The organism is Janthinobacterium sp. TPC_1 (genome assembly GCF_056037845.1).
Genome location: NZ_CP195157.1, coordinates 692,556 through 707,120 on the forward strand (window position 1 = coordinate 692,556; position 14,565 = coordinate 707,120).

Here is a 14,565-nt window from a genome sequence, read left to right on the forward strand (position 1 = left end):
CTTTCATGCAATCGTGGCGTTGGCAGAAAATACCAACTAATTCAAAAGCCGGCCAACCGCCAGGCGCTGCAGCGCGGGACCGCCAGCCACCCGCGATAAGGTAAAATGACGGCCATCGTCCGGCTTTCGCCGCCCACTCCCAAGCTTTTCATTGCAGGTTCATCATGCTAGATAATCTCACCCAACGGCTTGCCAAAGTCGTCAAGACCATGCGCGGCGAGGCGCGCCTGACCGAAGCGAACACCGCCGACATGCTGCGCGAAGTGCGCCTGGCGCTGCTCGAAGCCGACGTCGCCCTGCCCGCCGTGCGCGAATTCATCGCCAAAGTCAAAGAAAAAGCCATGGGCGAGGATGTCATTTCCTCGCTGACGCCAGGCCAGGCCCTGGTGGGGGCGTGGTGCAGCGCGAGCTGGCCGCCCTGATGGGCGCCGACCTGGGACCGGAAGCGTCGCAGATCAGCTTTGCCCAGCAGCCGCCCGCCATCATCCTGATGGCCGGTCTGCAGGGTGTGGGTAAAACCACCACCGTCGGCAAGCTGGCGAAGTACCTGAAGGAAGAAAAGAAGAAGAAAGTGCTGACCGTCTCGGCCGACGTGTACCGCCCTGCCGCGATCGCCCAGCTGCAATCGGTCACCGCGCAGGTAGGCGCCGACTTCTTCCCGTCCACCAGCACGGACAAGCCGGTCGATATCGCCCTGGCCGCGCTGGACTGGGCGAAAAAGCATTACCACGACGTGCTGATCATCGATACGGCGGGCCGTCTCGGCATCGACGAAGAGATGATGCGCGAAATCGCCGCCGTCCACGGCGCCGTGAAGCCGATCGAAACCCTGTTCGTCGTCGACGCCATGCTGGGCCAGGACGCCATCAACACGGCCAAGGCCTTCAACGATGCGCTGCCGCTGACCGGTATCGTGCTGACCAAGCTCGATGGCGACGCGCGCGGCGGCGCGGCCCTGTCCGTGCGCCACATCACGGGCAAGCCGATCAAATTTGCCGGCGTGTCGGAAAAACTCGACGGCCTGGAAGCGTTCGACCCCGACCCGCATGGCCAACCGCATCCTGGGCATGGGCGACATCCTCGCCCTGGTGGAGGAGGCGCGCAAGGGCGTCGACAGCAAGGCGGCAGCCGACCTGGCGCAAAAGATCAAGGTGGGCGGCAAGTTCGACATGAACGACTTCAAGGCGCAACTGGGGCAAATGAAGAAAATGGGCGGCATGGCCAACCTGATGGACAAGCTGCCAGCCCAGTTCCAGCAGGCGGCAGGCGGCAAGAACATGGATCAAGCCGATAAACAGGTGCGCCGCATGTGCGGCATCATCGACTCGATGACGCCGCAGGAACGCGCCAAACCTGAACTGATCAAGGCCACGCGCAAGCGCCGCATCGCCGCCGGCGCCGGCGTGCAGGTGCAGGAAGTGAACCGCATGCTGACGCAATTCGAGCAAATGCAGACGATGATGAAGAAATTGTCGGGCGGCGGCATGATGAAGATGATGCGTTCCATGAAGGGCATGATGCCTGGGATGAGGTAGTGGAAGGCTTCAAAATCCGCTGCGCGGGGCGCCTTGCGGCCGGCGATGCTCAGCGCACCAGAGTGCGCTTGCGCTTCTCGGCCACAAATCATCCCCGCTCGCTGTGATTTTGAAGGCCTTTTTTACGCCGCGTGAGGCGTAGTTCAAGTCAAGAAACACCGTTATAAAATAATGCCGGATTGCATTTTCATGTGTCCGGCATCCTTTCTTTCCTCCCCCGCAGCGCCCCTCCCCGCATAGCCAGCAACCATGCCATTTACGGGCAAAAACGCCGTTCTGCGCTCCCAAGCGGTGCGCCCGGGCGACAGCATTGCCATTTCCCTGCTTTTTCCTCGTGAAAACGTGAAAAACACTTGCATACAAGGTAAATCCACACCAATATTAGCCGTGCGATTAATTGCGCAATTTCCCATGTGTTTGTTAAGGAGGCTCGAAGATGGCAACAGCCAAAAAAACCCCAGTAGCAGCGCCAGCCAAAGCAGCAGCAGCCAAGCCTGCAGCCGCCAAGAAAGCAGCACCCGCAGCCAAAGCAGCAGCTAAACCAGCAGCGGCGAAGAAAGCGGCAGCACCGGCAACACCACGCAAGCCAAACGCAGCATTCATGAAAGCAATGACGCCATCGAAAGATCTGGCCGCCGTTGTTGGCGCAGCACCACTGCCGCGCACGGAAGTGACCAAAAAGGTATGGGATTACATCAAAAAACTCGATCTGCAAGATCCGGCCAACCGCCGCATGATCAATGCGGACGACAAGCTGAAAGCAGTTTTCGGCGGCAAAGCCCAAGTCTCCATGTTTGAAATGACGAAACTGATCTCCGATCATTTGAAATAATCAGATACGCACAGGGCGTTTTACGCCGTGTGAGTGCCCCGCCGCATGACTGCGAGCGGGGCATTTTTTTGGGATCAGTCCCTGCCGGGATCGGAATTCGCCCCACTGGGGCGCACTCCCCCTTCGGGTCTGACCCCAGCCTTCATCTGAACTCCCACTGCTTCCAAGCCGCCCTTACCGCGTTCGGATACTCGGCCTTGCCCCGGCTGCCGTTGTACCGCCCCAGCGCCAGGTACAAATCGCCCTTCTCCATATCCAGGTACATGCGCAAAATCGCGCAACCGTAGCGCAGATTCGTCTGCATGTGGAACAGCTTGCTGCGGTCGCTGTCGCCGATGACGCCCGTCCAGAACGGCATCACCTGCATGTAGCCGCGCGCGCCGGCCAGAGAAACGGCATATTTGCGGTAGGCCGACTCCACCTGGATCAGGCCCAGCACCAGGGCCGGTTCCAGGCCCGCGCGGCGCGCTTCGTACCAGACGGTTTCCAGGAATTCCGTGCGCAACTGGGCGTCCGGCAGCTTGCGCTGCAGGCGCTGCGACATCTGCGCCAGCCATTGCTGGTAGCGCTGCAAGTCGGCGGGTGTGGCAAATTTGGGCTGCGGCGGACGCTCGTCGCGGATCGCATGCGACAGGGCCAGGCGGACGGAGTCGGCCAGCGCCTCCTCTTTCTGGTTGCCGGCCTGCGCCGGAGAGACGCAGGCCAGGCCAGCGGCCAGCGCGAGCGCGCCAGCCGCCTTGCTTACCGATAGGCGCTTCACTGCGCCATTTGGCCCTGGATGAAGGCGATGATCTCGTCCGGCGCAACGCCAGTGGCTTCCGCATCGCGGCGGCCCTGGTATTCCAGCTTGCCTTCTTTCAGGCCACGCTCGCCGATGACGATGCGGTGCGGCACGCCAATCAGTTCCCAGTCAGCAAACATCGCGCCTGGGCGCAGGCCGCGGTCGTCGACGATGACGTCCACGCCAGCGCCTTGCAGGGCCGCGTACAGCTTCTCCGTATCTTCCTTGACCAGTTCGCTGCGGTCCATGCCCATCGGGCACAGCACGACTTCGAACGGTGCGATCGACGCAGGCCAGATGATGCCCTTGTCGTCGAAGTTCTGTTCGATGGCGGCGCCCAGGATGCGCGTCACGCCGATACCGTAGCAGCCCATCTGCAGTGGCGCAGGCTTGCCGTTTTCGTCGAGGAAGGTGGCTTTCATGCTTTCCGAGTACGCCGTACCCAGCTGGAACACGTGGCCCACTTCGATGCCGCGCTCGATGGCCAGCGCGCCCTGGCCGTCCGGCGAAGCGTCGCCGGCGACGACATTGCGCAAGTCGGCCACGATGGCAGGCTCGGCCACGTCACGGCCCCAGTTGGCGCCCGTGTAGTGGAAACCGGCGTCATTCGCGCCGCAGACGAAGTCGCTCATGTGGGCGACCGTGCGGTCCGCCACCACGGTGACGGGCGCTTTGGTGCCGATCGGGCCCAGGTAGCCAGGAATGGTGCCGTAGACTTCCAGGATTTCCGCTTCCGTCGAGAAACGGTGACCGGCCAGGCCGGCAACCTTGCCCACCTTGATCTCGTTCAATTCATGGTCGCCGCGCAGCAGCAGCATGAAGTGCTGTTTCGTGACTTTGTCGTCCTTGCCCGTCGTTTCCACCGTCAGGGCGATGGTTTTCACGGTGCGCGACAGCTCGATGCCCAGCAAGGCGGCCACGGTTTCGCACTTGACGGTGTCCGGCGTGGCCGTTTTGGTCAGCGCCTGGCTGGCGGCCGGGCGCTCGCCCGCTGGCGGCAGCGCTTCGGCCGCTTCCATGTTGGCGGCGTAGTCGGAGGTCGGGCAGTACACGAGCGCGTCTTCGCCCGTGTGGGCGATGACGTGGAATTCATGCGAACCGGAGCCGCCGATGGCGCCGTTGTCGGCAGCCACGGAACGGAATTTCAGGCCGAAACGCGTGAAGATACGCGTGTAGGCGTCAAACATGACCTTGTACGACGCCTGCATGCCGGCCAGGTCGCGGTCGAACGAATACGCGTCCTTCATGGTGAATTCGCGGCCGCGCATCAGGCCGAAGCGGGGGCGGCGCTCGTCGCGGAACTTGGTCTGGATGTGATAAAAGTTCAACGGCAGCTGGCGGTAGGACTTGATTTCCGTGCGCACGACGTCCGTGATGACTTCTTCCGACGTGGGCTGGATCGCGTATTCGCGGCCGTGGCGGTCTTTCACGCGCATCAGTTCGTCGCCCATCTTGGTCCAGCGGCCCGTTTCCTGCCACAGCTCGGCCGGCTGCACGAGCGGCATCAGCAGTTCGATGGCGGCGGCTTTGTTCATCTCGTCACGGATGATGGCTTCCACCTTGCGGATCACGCGCAAGCCCATCGGCATGTAGGTATAGATGCCGGAACCGAGGCGTTTGATCATGCCTGCACGCATCATCAATTGGTGGCTGACGATTTCCGCGTCAGAAGGTGCATCTTTAAGTGTGGAAATAAAAAAACGGGAGGCGCGCATAACGGTGAATTCTTTTTAAAAAGAGAGGGTTATAATCAACCTAATTTTAAAGGATTAGCTGGCTGATGCGTCCATACTTTACACAAATGCGCTCAATTGGTGCGATTCCGGCGCTTTTCGCACCCCGAAAAGGTCACCGGCTTGCGAAGTTGTGGGTAATTATGTAAAAAAGGACGCACTGTCGCAGAAAGTTTGAGGTGCATTATGCTCGACCGTGAAGGGTTTCGGCCCAACGTCGGCATCATCCTGCTAAACGCCCAGAACGAGGTGTGGTGGGGCAAGCGGGTGCGCGAGCACTCATGGCAGTTTCCGCAAGGCGGTATCAAATATGGCGAAACACCGGAACAAGCCATGTTTCGCGAACTTGAAGAGGAAATCGGACTCAGACAGGAACACGTCAAAATTGTCGGCCGCACCCGCGACTGGCTGCGCTATGAAGTGCCAGACCACTTCATCAAGCGCGAGATTCGCGGCCATTACCGTGGCCAGAAGCAGATTTGGTTTCTGCTGAGAATGTGCGCGCGCGACAACGACGTCAATCTGCGCCTGACCGACCATCCCGAGTTCGACGCCTGGCGCTGGCATGAATACTGGGTCCCGCTCGATGTCGTCATTGAATTTAAACGCGATGTGTACCAGCGCGCCTTGCAGGAGCTGTCCCGCTTCCTGACCTGGCCCGTGCATGGCAACGCACAGCAAGCGCACCGCCACACGTCGCGCTACCTGCGCCAGCCCCATGCGCCACGGGCACAGGACGGTGCGGCACTGGCCAAGCCTTGCGACGGCATTGCCGCCGAAGGGTGTACGCCGGAGCTGATCTTGCCGGGCAAGGGGTAGTCCGCCGCAATGAACGCACGCTCCCACGCAAAAGGGGCAGCCTGAACAGGCTGCCCCTTTTTTCATGCCGGCAAGAAACTCCCCTGCCGGCCAGGCTGACTTAGTTTGCTGCCGGCGCTGGCGCAGCGCTTGGCACGTCGAGCGTAATCGCCTTCAAGCCCAGGATATTGCTGCTGTAGTGGCGGATCTTGTTGGCCAGGGCCGGGTCATTGTTCAGCTTTTGACCGTACGACGGCACCATTTCCACCATCTTCGCTTGCCATTCCGGCGTGGCCAGACGGCTCTTGAATGCCGTTTGCAGCACCTTGATCATGATCGGCGGCGCGGTCGAGGCGCCTGGCGAGGCACCCAGCAAGGCAACGATGCTGCCATCGGCGGCGCCGACGACTTCCGTGCCGAACTGCAGCAAGCCGCCTTTGACGGGGTCATCCTTGACGATCTGCACGCGCTGGCCGGCGTTTTGCAGGGTCCAGTCTTCCATCTTGGCGTTCGGCAAGTATTCGCGCAGGGTCTTCAAGCGGTCTTCCGGCGTGTTCATGACCTGTTCCACCAGGTATTTCGTCAGTGGAATATTGTCGTAACCGGCTTGCAGCATCGGTTTCACATTGCCCGTGCCGATCGAGGCAGGCAAGTCGATCCACGAGCCGTTTTTCAGGAACTTGGTCGAGAAGGTGGCAAACGGACCAAACAGCAGGGCTTTCTTGCCATCGATGATGCGCGTGTCCAGATGCGGCACGGACATCGGCGGCGAACCGACGGACGCCTTGCCGTAGACCTTGGCCGCATGCGCCGCCACCAGTTCCGGATTGGTGGTCACCAGCCATTGGCCGCCCCCGGCACGCCGCCGTAGCCCTTGGCTTCAGGAATGCCCGATTTTTCCAGCAGCGGCAGCGAACCGCCGCCGGCGCCGATGAAGACGAACTTGGCGCGCATGGTTTTTTCCTTGCCGGCAGCCAGGTCTTTCACCGTCACGTTCCATACGCCGTCGGCGCCGCGCTGGATATCTTCCACCTGGTGGCGCAGGTGCAGGACCATGCCGTGGCTGTCCGTCAGGTATTTCACGAGGCCGCGCGTGAGGTTGCCGAAATTGACGTCGGTACCGATTTCCATGCGCGTCGCGGCCACTTTCTGGCCCTTGTCGCGGCCTTGCATGACCAGCGGCGCCCATTGCTCGATCTGCGCCTGGTCTTCCGAGAACAGCATGCCTTTGAACAAGTTTTCCTTTTGCAGCGCAGCATAGCGCTTCTTCAAAAAGGCAATATTGTCGTCACCCCAGACAAAGGCCATGTGCGGCACGTTGTTGATGAAGGTCTGCGGCGCGCCCAGATGCTTATTAGCTACCTGATAAGCCCAGAATTGCTTGGAAATTTCGAATTGCTCGTTGATGGCAACGGCTTTCTTGGTCTCGATGCTGCCATCGGCCGCTTCCGGTGTGTAGTTCAGTTCGGCAAACGCCGAGTGGCCCGTGCCTGCATTGTTCATCGCGTCCGAGCTTTCGGCCGCCACGGAATCGAGGCGCTCGACCATTTCCATCGTCAGCGAGGGATCGAGTTCCTTGAGCATGCTGCCCAGGGTGGCGCTCATGGTTCCGGCGCCGATCAGCAGCACGTCGACCGGTTTTTCGGACGAGGCCGGAGGGGTCTTGTTACATGCCGCCAGGATCAGGCACGACATCAAAAGTAATAGCGATTTACGCATTCGTAACTCCATTTTTGGATACTGAAGGATGATTCTTGCGCGCCACCGTGGCGGCACCATCGCTGTGTTGAATGAAAAACAGCCAGCCAGCCGGAACGCCAGGGCGGCCGGACAGGTCAAGGTCGATGGTGATAGCATGCATGCTGCCGCGCTCCGGGATAAGCCAGGAGCGAGATCTGGTGGCAAAGGTGCGGGCAATGGAAGCACGGAATGGCAACAAAATCGCCATCGTGTCCAGTGCAAATATCAAGAGCGGCGATTTTATCACCGTTATTTGCTGCCGCCGGGCCGTGGCGGTAGTGGATAATACTTACTGCAGGGTATTAAATTGCGGTGACTTTCGGGTCATGCCCGCGGCCGCCAGACGGCAAAAAGGGCATCCTCGATGCCCTTGCTTGATGTACGCGGTACAATGCCGGCTGCCCTTTAGCCATAGTCCTTCAGCCATGTTCAACCCCTCTTCCGACGACGTGCGCCGCTTCTTTTGCGACACCTTGCGCAAGCACCGCGCCCATGAAATCCTCACGCCGATGGAAGCCATCGCGCTCGACTGGATCCTCGAACACCCCGAGTATGAAAACGAGCTCTCCGATGTCGAAGCGGCGCTGGCGCGCGATTACTCCGTCGAAGGGGGCCAGGCCAATCCCTTCCTGCACCTGTCCATGCATCTGTCGATCACGGAGCAGGTACAGGTGGACCAGCCGCGCGGCATCCGCCCGGCCGTCCAGCAACTGACCCAGCGCCTCGATTCGGCCCATGCGGCCCAGCACGAAGTGATGGAATGCCTGGGCCAGATGATCTGGGCTTCACAGCGCTCGGGCTTGCCGCCCGATACGGACGCGTATATCGACTGCGTCCGCAGGCGTTAACCGGGCTACACCGCTGAAGGCTGCAGTACTGCTGCCTTCGGCGCCTTGCCCATCAATCCCAGCACCACCTGCAATGCCATGGCGACGGCGCCGACGATGAAGACCACGTCGCCGAAGGTGCGTATCCAGCGCAGGTTCTGCAACAAAGGCTGCTGCATGAAGCCTTCGCTGCGCGCATACCACAGGCCTTCCGTCACGCTGGCGTGGAACTGGATGATGCCAATCGGCAACAGGCTGGTAAAGATCATCAGCGCCAGCCCCCCGTTCAAGCCCCAGAACGCCGTCTTCATCAAGGCAGGGCTGAAGCCGTAGTCGGGCCGCAGATAGCGCAGCACCAGCAAGGTAAAGCCCAGCGCCAGGAAGCCGTACACGCCGAACAGCGCCGCATGCGCATGCACGGGAGTCGTGTTCAGGCCCTGGATGTAGTACAAGGCCACGGGCGGATTGATCATGAAGCCCAGCACGCCCGCGCCCAGCATGTTCCAGAAGGCGACGGCGACAAAGCACATCAGGGGCCAGCGCAGGTTTTCCATCCACGGCGCGCGTTCCTTCAGGCGCCAGTTTTCCCACGCTTCATGCCCCAGCACGATCAGCGGCACCACTTCCAGCGCGCTGAAGCTCGCGCCAATGGCCATCACGGGCGTGGTGGTGCCGGCAAAGTACAGGTGGTGAAACGTGCCGGGAATCCCGCCCAGCATGAACAGCGAGGCCGACGCCAGGCTGGCCGTCGTGGCCATGCGCACCGATACCAGACCCAGGGTCGAGAAGATGAAGGCCAGCGCCGTGGTGGCGAAGACTTCAAAGAAGCCCTCCACCCACAGGTGCACCACCCACCAGCGCCAGTACTCCATCACCGATAAATGCGTGCGTTCGCCGTAGAACAGGCCGGCGCCATAGAACAGCCCGATGGCCCCCACGGACGCGGTCAGCAGCGCCAGCAGGTTCTTGTCGCCCCCCGGCTGGCGCAGGGCGGGCACAACGCCGCGCAGCATCAGCACGAGCCACAGCAGGATGCCAATGAATTTGCCGATTTGCCACAAACGTCCCAGGTCCACATATTCATAACCCTGATGACCGAGCCAGAAATTCCATTCGGGCGGCATGACTTGTGCAATCGCAAGGTAATTGCCGATAAATGAGCCGACGACGACCGCGACCAGCGCCCAGAACAGCACGTCGACGCCGAGGCGCTGCCACTTCGGGTCCTTGCCGCCATTGATCAAGGGGGCGAGGAACAGGCCGGCGGCCAGGAAGCCCGTGGCGATCCAGAACAGCGCGGCCTGGATATGCCAGGTGCGCGTGAGCGCATACGGGAACCAGCGCGACACGTCGATGCCGTAGAACTGCTGCCCTTCCACCGTGTAGTGCGCCGTGAAGCCGCCGATGAAGACCTGGAAGATGAACAGCGCCACCACCAGGAACAGGTATTTGCCCAGTCCCCGCTGCGAAGGCGTCAGCGCGAAAGTGGTGAGCGGGTCGCGCGGACCGGCGGCCGGCAGCGCTTCGTCATGGTCGCGCAAGAAGGCCCAGCCCCAGACGAGGAAGCCCACGCCGGCCAGCAGCACCACCACGCTGGCGACCGACCAGACCAGGTTTTCGCCGCTGGGCTGGTTGCCGATCAGCGGTTCGTGCGGCCAGTTGTTCGTATAGGTCACTTTCTGGCCAGGGCGCTCGGTGGCGGCGGCCCACGCCGTCCAGAAGAAGAACTGCGTCATCTGCGCACGCCGCTCGGCGCTGGGCAAGGTGTTTTCCTTCATGGCGAAATGCTCGCGGCTGGCGTGCAGTGCAGGCGCGTCGGAGAACAGCTGGTCGTAATAGTGCGCCGTGTTGGCGATCGCTTGCACGCGGCGCGCCGACAGGCGCAGCACTTGCGCCTCATCGACCCGGTTGCCGCGGTATTCCAGCTTGAGCGCTTCGCGCAGCGCCGCCTGCGCGGGGCCGTCGAGCGCCGCGTAGGCCTTGCCATGCTGCTCTTGCGCGACCAGTTCCAGCCAGGCCGTCAGTTCGCGGTGCAGCCAGTCGGCCGTCCAGTCGGGCGCCTGATAGGCGCCGTGGCCCCAGATGGAGCCCAGCTGCATGCCGCCGACGGATTGCCAGGCCGTCTGGCCGTCGAGGATGCCCTCGCGGTCGAACAGCTGCCGGCCATCCTGCGCCAGCACTTGCGCGGGAATCGGCGGCGCCTGGCGATACACTTCCGTGCCGTAGTAGCCGAGCAGCGAAAACGTCACGATCAGCACACCGATCAGGGTGAACCAGAGTTTTTTGTAGGGACCCATGGGTCTTTCCTTTGTCAGTGCACCACGGCCGGCGCAAAGCGCTCGAACAGGATATTGTTTTCAGTATGGATGTGCGCCATCAGGTCTTCGCGGAAGGTGCGCAAGCCCGTGTACAGCGCGCGCCAGGTGGTGCAGGCGCCGCCAGGTGCGGTGATATCGTTCGTCATCGCCTCCATCGCGCGCAAGGCCACACCATGGTCGTCGTGCTCCATGCGCATCACGTTGATGGGCGCGCCGGCGCGTGGACCCTGGCCGCGCACGATCATGGGGAACAGCACGTCTTCCTCCTTGCGCATATGGCTTTCCAGTTCCTGCGCCATGGCCGACAGGTGTTCCGCCAGCCCGTGCGGACAGTCGGCGCGGTCGCCATGCACCTGCTCGACCTTGCGCGCCAGGCGTATCAGCTCGGGCAGCTGCTCGCGGTGCACGGCGTGGTAGCGCGCCAGGATGTGTTCCACCAGCTCGGTGGCCGGGGCGTCCTGCCAGTCACGCGCGCCGCTGGCGTCAATCCGTCCGGCCAGCACTTCCAGTTCCTTGACGATGGGCGCCGTGTCCACGCCGGCCGCTTCGGCGGCGGCGCGCAGGGTCTTGTTGCCGCCGCAGCAGAAATCCAGGCGGTGCGCATCGAACAGGCGCGTGGCGCCAGGGATGCGGCGGGCCAGCTGGCCCAGGGATTGTTCGATCATTTCCATAGCAGTTCCTTGATGATGAATGGGGGTTGTTTTATTGGACGGCGCCCGCGTGGTAGACGCCGGGCACGGCTTCGCCAGTCACTTCCAGCACGCCCACGGCGCCCTTGCCGGCGCGCGACAGCGCATGGTCGACCAGCAGATAGCTGCCAGGGTGCTGTACCTTGAGTTCGACGATGGTCGCGCCGCCCGGCGCCACCAGCGTGGTTTGCACGTCGTTTTTCGGGCTGCTGATCGAGCCTTCGCTGTACACCTTGTCGAAGATCTCGCCGATGATGTGGAATGACGAAATCTTGTTCGGGCCGCCCACGCCGAAATAGATGCGTACGGTCTCGCCGACTTTCGCCTGCAATTTGTGCGTCTTGCTCAGGGCGCCCACTTCGCCATTGAAGACGTAGTAGTCGGGCAGTTCATTGGCCATTTTTTCCAGGTTCGGTTCCTGATGCACGGGGGCGCCGTGCGGACGGCCCGTGTACATCTCGCCCTGCATCACGTAATACTCGCGGTCCACTTTCGACAGGCCGCCTTCCGGTTCGACCAGGATCATGCCGTACATGCCGGCCGCGATATGCTGCGGCACCAGCGGCGTGGCGCAGTGGTAAACGAACAGGCCCGGATTGAGCGCCTTGAAGGTGATCGTCTTTTCCTGCCCCGGCGCCACCTGCGTGTGCTGTCCGCCGCCATGGCCGCCCGTCACCGCGTGCAGGTCGATCGAGTGGATCATCTTGCTGTCCTTGGCGTTGAACAGGGTCAGTTCCACCGTGTCGCCCACCTTGGCGCGCAGCATCGGGCCGGGCACTTGCCGGTTGTTGAAGGTCCAGTAGGTAAAGCTGGTGCCGTCATCGAGCTTGCCCGGCAATTCCACCGTCTCCATGCGGTATTTCAGGGTTTGCGGCGCGCGCACGCCGATGGCGGAAGGCACCTGCGCCGGATTGGCGGCCACGCTGACGGCCGATGGATCGGGGCCGCGCATCGGCGACGGCGCGGGCGTGTACAGGGCCAGCGCGGCGGCCTGGCTCGATTCGCCCGCTGCGCTGCCGGCGCCAGCCGTCTTCGGTGCCCCGGCTTCGGCCAGCGAGGTGCCGGCGACTTCCAGCTTGCCTTCCATGCCGATCTGGCGGTGGCCGGGAATCGAGCAGTAATAGGTGAACGTGCCGGTGCGCGTGACCTTGAAGCGCACGGTGGTGCTGCCGCTGTTGGCGCTGAACTTGTTTGATGCCACGTTCAGTTCCGGGATCAGCAGGTCGTGCTCGGCGCCTTCGCCGCTTTTCAGCACCAGTTCGACCGTGTCGCCCACCTTGGCCGCCAGCAGCACGGGGTTGACCTGGCCCTTGGCGTCGATGAAGACCATCTTGCCGTCGACGATATTGGTTTGCAGCTCATAGCGCTTGAGCGTCGCAGGCGCGGCTTTGGCCGCAGTGGCGGCGGCGCTGGCCGGCAGGCTCGCCTGGGCTTGCACGGACAGGGGCATGGCCAGGACACAGACGGCGGCGGCAATGGCGCGGAGGGAGGGAGTCGTTTTCATCAGGCTTTCCTTGGTCTTGTATGCCGGTTTGGCACCCTTACCTAGGCAAACCGTGTGCCAGGAAAAACTTGTTTTAAATCAATGATTTGAAAAATGCAGGGTCGGTATGACCCTTTTCAAGCGTGGTCCGTTGTACCCTGCATGGTACTTATGACCACCACCGCCACCCACCTGCTGCTGCTCACCGACCTGGTCGCCGACCTGCCCGTGGCCGTGCGCCTGCAGCGCCTGGTCGGCAGCCTGCGCGCGCACTTCGGCTGCGAGGCCGTGGCCTTGCTCAAGCTCGATGGCGAGCACCTGCGCCCCGTGGCGATGGCCGGCCTGGCCAGCGACGCGCTGGGACGCCGCTTCGCCGTCGCCGGCCATCCGCGCCTGGCCGCCATCCTGCAGCGGCGCGGCGTGCTGTGCTTCCATCACGACAGCTCCCTGCCCGATCCCTACGACGGCCTGATCGCCGAGCGGGCCGGCGAACCGCTGCCCGTGCACGACTGCATGGGCATGGCGCTGGACCTGGAAGGCGAACGCTGGGGCGTGATCACGCTCGACGCGCTACAGGTGGGCACCTTCGATACGCAAGCGCAGCGCGACCTGGGCGAACTGGCCTGCGCCATCGAGGCGGCCGTGCGCGTGACCCGCCTGGAGACGGAAATCCGCGCCCTGCGCCTGTCGGGCGGCGCCATGCTGGCCGATGCGCAGGCGCCGCGCGAGGAACACGATTTCGTCGGCCAGAGCAGCGCCATCACACACTTGCTGCACGAATTGCAGGTGGTCGCCGATTCCGAGCTGCCAGTGCTGCTGCTGGGAGAGACGGGCGTGGGCAAGGAATTGTGCGCGCACCGCCTGCATCGGCTATCGCGTCGCGCTGGCAAGCCATTGATCCACGTCAATTGCGCGGCCTTGCCGGAATCGCTGGCCGAGAGCGAATTGTTCGGCCATGTACGGGGCGCGTTTTCCGGCGCCGTCAGCGACCGGCCCGGGCGCTTCGAGGCGGCCGAAGGGGGCACCCTGTTTCTCGATGAAGTGGGGGAATTGCCGCTGTCGATACAGGCCAAGCTGCTGCGCACCTTGCAAAATGGCGAAATCCAGCGCCTGGGCGCGGACCGGCCGCGCCGGGTCAACGTGCGCGTGATCGCCGCCACCAACCGCAGCCTGCGCGAACATGTGCGCGACGGCTCGTTCCGCGCCGATCTGTACCACCGTTTATCCGTGTATCCCGTGCCGATTCCGCCGCTGCGCGAGCGGGGCAATGACGTGCTGCTGCTGGCCGGTGGTTTCCTGGAACTGAACCGCGCGCGCCTGGGCTTGCGCAGCCTGCGCCTGTCCGCCGCGGCGGAAAACGCCCTGTGCCACTACCGCTGGCCGGGCAATGTGCGCGAACTGGAACATGTGATCAGCCGGGCCGCGCTGAAAGCGGTGATCCGCGGCGCGGACCGCAAGGACATCGTGACCCTGGAAACGGATATGCTCGACCTCGATGCGCTGGAAGCGCCGGCCGGCACGGACGCGCTGCTGCCGGCGCCGGCCGCGTGCGGCACGTCGGCGGCGCCGCTGCTATCCATGCATCAGATCGTGGAAGCGAGCCAGCGCCAGGCCATCCGGCAAGCGCTGGCGTTGCATCAGGATAACTGGGCCGCCGCGGCGCGGCAACTGGGGCTCGACGCCAGCAATTTGCACAAGCTGGCGCGCCGGGTCGGACTGAAGAACACCTAACCAAACCTACTGCGCGTCGGTATAGGCAACCTACGATGCTCACTGTGCTTCAGCACAGTTCCGCGTCTCGGCCGCCTCTCACTTCCGCTCGCTACGGT

At 62.9% G+C, this 14,565-nt stretch carries 11 protein-coding genes and 2 pseudogenes; 5 read left to right on the forward strand and 8 right to left on the reverse strand.

What is annotated here, in order from left to right; genetic code table 11:
* Window positions 1-164: 164 nt before the first annotated feature.
* Window positions 165-1,535: pseudogene (gene ffh / locus ACQVLG_RS03410) on the forward strand (signal recognition particle protein).
* A gap of 161 nt (window positions 1,536-1,696) precedes the next feature.
* Here the strand turns inward: ffh and ACQVLG_RS03415 are convergent.
* A complete protein-coding gene (locus ACQVLG_RS03415) occupies window positions 1,697-1,894 on the reverse strand; it encodes a hypothetical protein (protein WP_474292845.1) in 198 nt (65 codons plus the stop codon).
* Between the two features lie 77 nt (window positions 1,895-1,971).
* On the opposite strand from ACQVLG_RS03415, the gene ACQVLG_RS03420 reads away from it, so the two are divergent.
* A complete protein-coding gene (locus ACQVLG_RS03420) occupies window positions 1,972-2,367 on the forward strand; it encodes an SWIB/MDM2 domain-containing protein (RefSeq protein WP_071650146.1) in 396 nt (131 codons plus the stop codon).
* A 142-nt stretch (window positions 2,368-2,509) separates the two neighbouring features.
* Here ACQVLG_RS03420 and ACQVLG_RS03425 read toward each other — a convergent pair whose 3' ends face one another.
* Both ACQVLG_RS03425 and ACQVLG_RS03430 read right to left on the reverse strand, forming a co-directional pair.
* Complete coding sequence (locus ACQVLG_RS03425; RefSeq protein ID WP_230538906.1) at window positions 2,510-3,127, reverse strand: lytic transglycosylase domain-containing protein; 618 nt, start codon at window positions 3,125-3,127, stop codon at window positions 2,510-2,512.
* Complete coding sequence (locus ACQVLG_RS03430) at window positions 3,124-4,863, reverse strand: proline--tRNA ligase (RefSeq protein ID WP_474292846.1); 1,740 nt, start codon at window positions 4,861-4,863, stop codon at window positions 3,124-3,126. Before ACQVLG_RS03430 ends, ACQVLG_RS03425 begins: the two co-directional genes overlap by 4 nt.
* 204 nt (window positions 4,864-5,067) lie before the next feature.
* Between ACQVLG_RS03430 and ACQVLG_RS03435 the strand changes: the two genes are divergently transcribed.
* On the forward strand, window positions 5,068-5,700 hold the full coding sequence (locus ACQVLG_RS03435) for an RNA pyrophosphohydrolase (protein WP_076566319.1): 633 nt from the start codon (window positions 5,068-5,070) through the stop codon (window positions 5,698-5,700).
* Window positions 5,701-5,800: 100 nt separating this feature from the next.
* On the opposite strand, the pseudogene mqo reads toward ACQVLG_RS03435, so the two are convergent.
* Both mqo and ACQVLG_RS03445 read right to left on the reverse strand, forming a co-directional pair.
* A pseudogene (gene mqo, locus ACQVLG_RS03440) lies at window positions 5,801-7,398 on the reverse strand (malate dehydrogenase (quinone)).
* A complete protein-coding gene (locus tag ACQVLG_RS03445) occupies window positions 7,391-7,666 on the reverse strand; it encodes a hypothetical protein (protein ID WP_474292847.1) in 276 nt (91 codons plus the stop codon). Before ACQVLG_RS03445 ends, mqo begins: the two are co-directional and overlap by 8 nt.
* A 178-nt stretch (window positions 7,667-7,844) precedes the next feature.
* On the opposite strand from ACQVLG_RS03445, the gene ACQVLG_RS03450 reads away from it, so the two are divergent.
* Window positions 7,845-8,267 (forward strand): DUF1841 family protein, encoded by a 423-nt coding sequence (locus ACQVLG_RS03450; RefSeq protein ID WP_070218599.1) that lies wholly within the window; start codon window positions 7,845-7,847, stop codon window positions 8,265-8,267.
* Between the two features lie 5 nt (window positions 8,268-8,272).
* Here the strand turns inward: ACQVLG_RS03450 and ACQVLG_RS03455 are convergent, their stop codons facing one another.
* Genes ACQVLG_RS03455 through nirK form a run of 3 tightly spaced genes read right to left on the reverse strand, consistent with a single transcriptional unit; the run spans window position 8,273 to window position 12,757 of the window.
* Window positions 8,273-10,543 (reverse strand): nitric-oxide reductase large subunit, encoded by a 2,271-nt coding sequence (locus ACQVLG_RS03455; RefSeq protein ID WP_474292848.1) that lies wholly within the window; start codon window positions 10,541-10,543, stop codon window positions 8,273-8,275.
* A 14-nt stretch (window positions 10,544-10,557) separates the two neighbouring features.
* A complete protein-coding gene (gene ytfE, locus ACQVLG_RS03460; protein ID WP_230538911.1) occupies window positions 10,558-11,235 on the reverse strand; it encodes an iron-sulfur cluster repair protein YtfE in 678 nt (225 codons plus the stop codon).
* A gap of 31 nt (window positions 11,236-11,266) precedes the next feature.
* The gene (gene nirK, locus ACQVLG_RS03465; protein ID WP_474292849.1) at window positions 11,267-12,757 is read right to left on the reverse strand and encodes a copper-containing nitrite reductase; all 1,491 of its coding nucleotides are present in this window, start codon (window positions 12,755-12,757) and stop codon (window positions 11,267-11,269) included.
* A 150-nt stretch (window positions 12,758-12,907) separates the two neighbouring features.
* Between nirK and norR the strand changes: the two genes are divergently transcribed.
* Window positions 12,908-14,467 (forward strand): nitric oxide reductase transcriptional regulator NorR, encoded by a 1,560-nt coding sequence (gene norR, locus ACQVLG_RS03470; protein ID WP_474292850.1) that lies wholly within the window; start codon window positions 12,908-12,910, stop codon window positions 14,465-14,467.
* Window positions 14,468-14,565 lie beyond the last annotated feature (98 nt).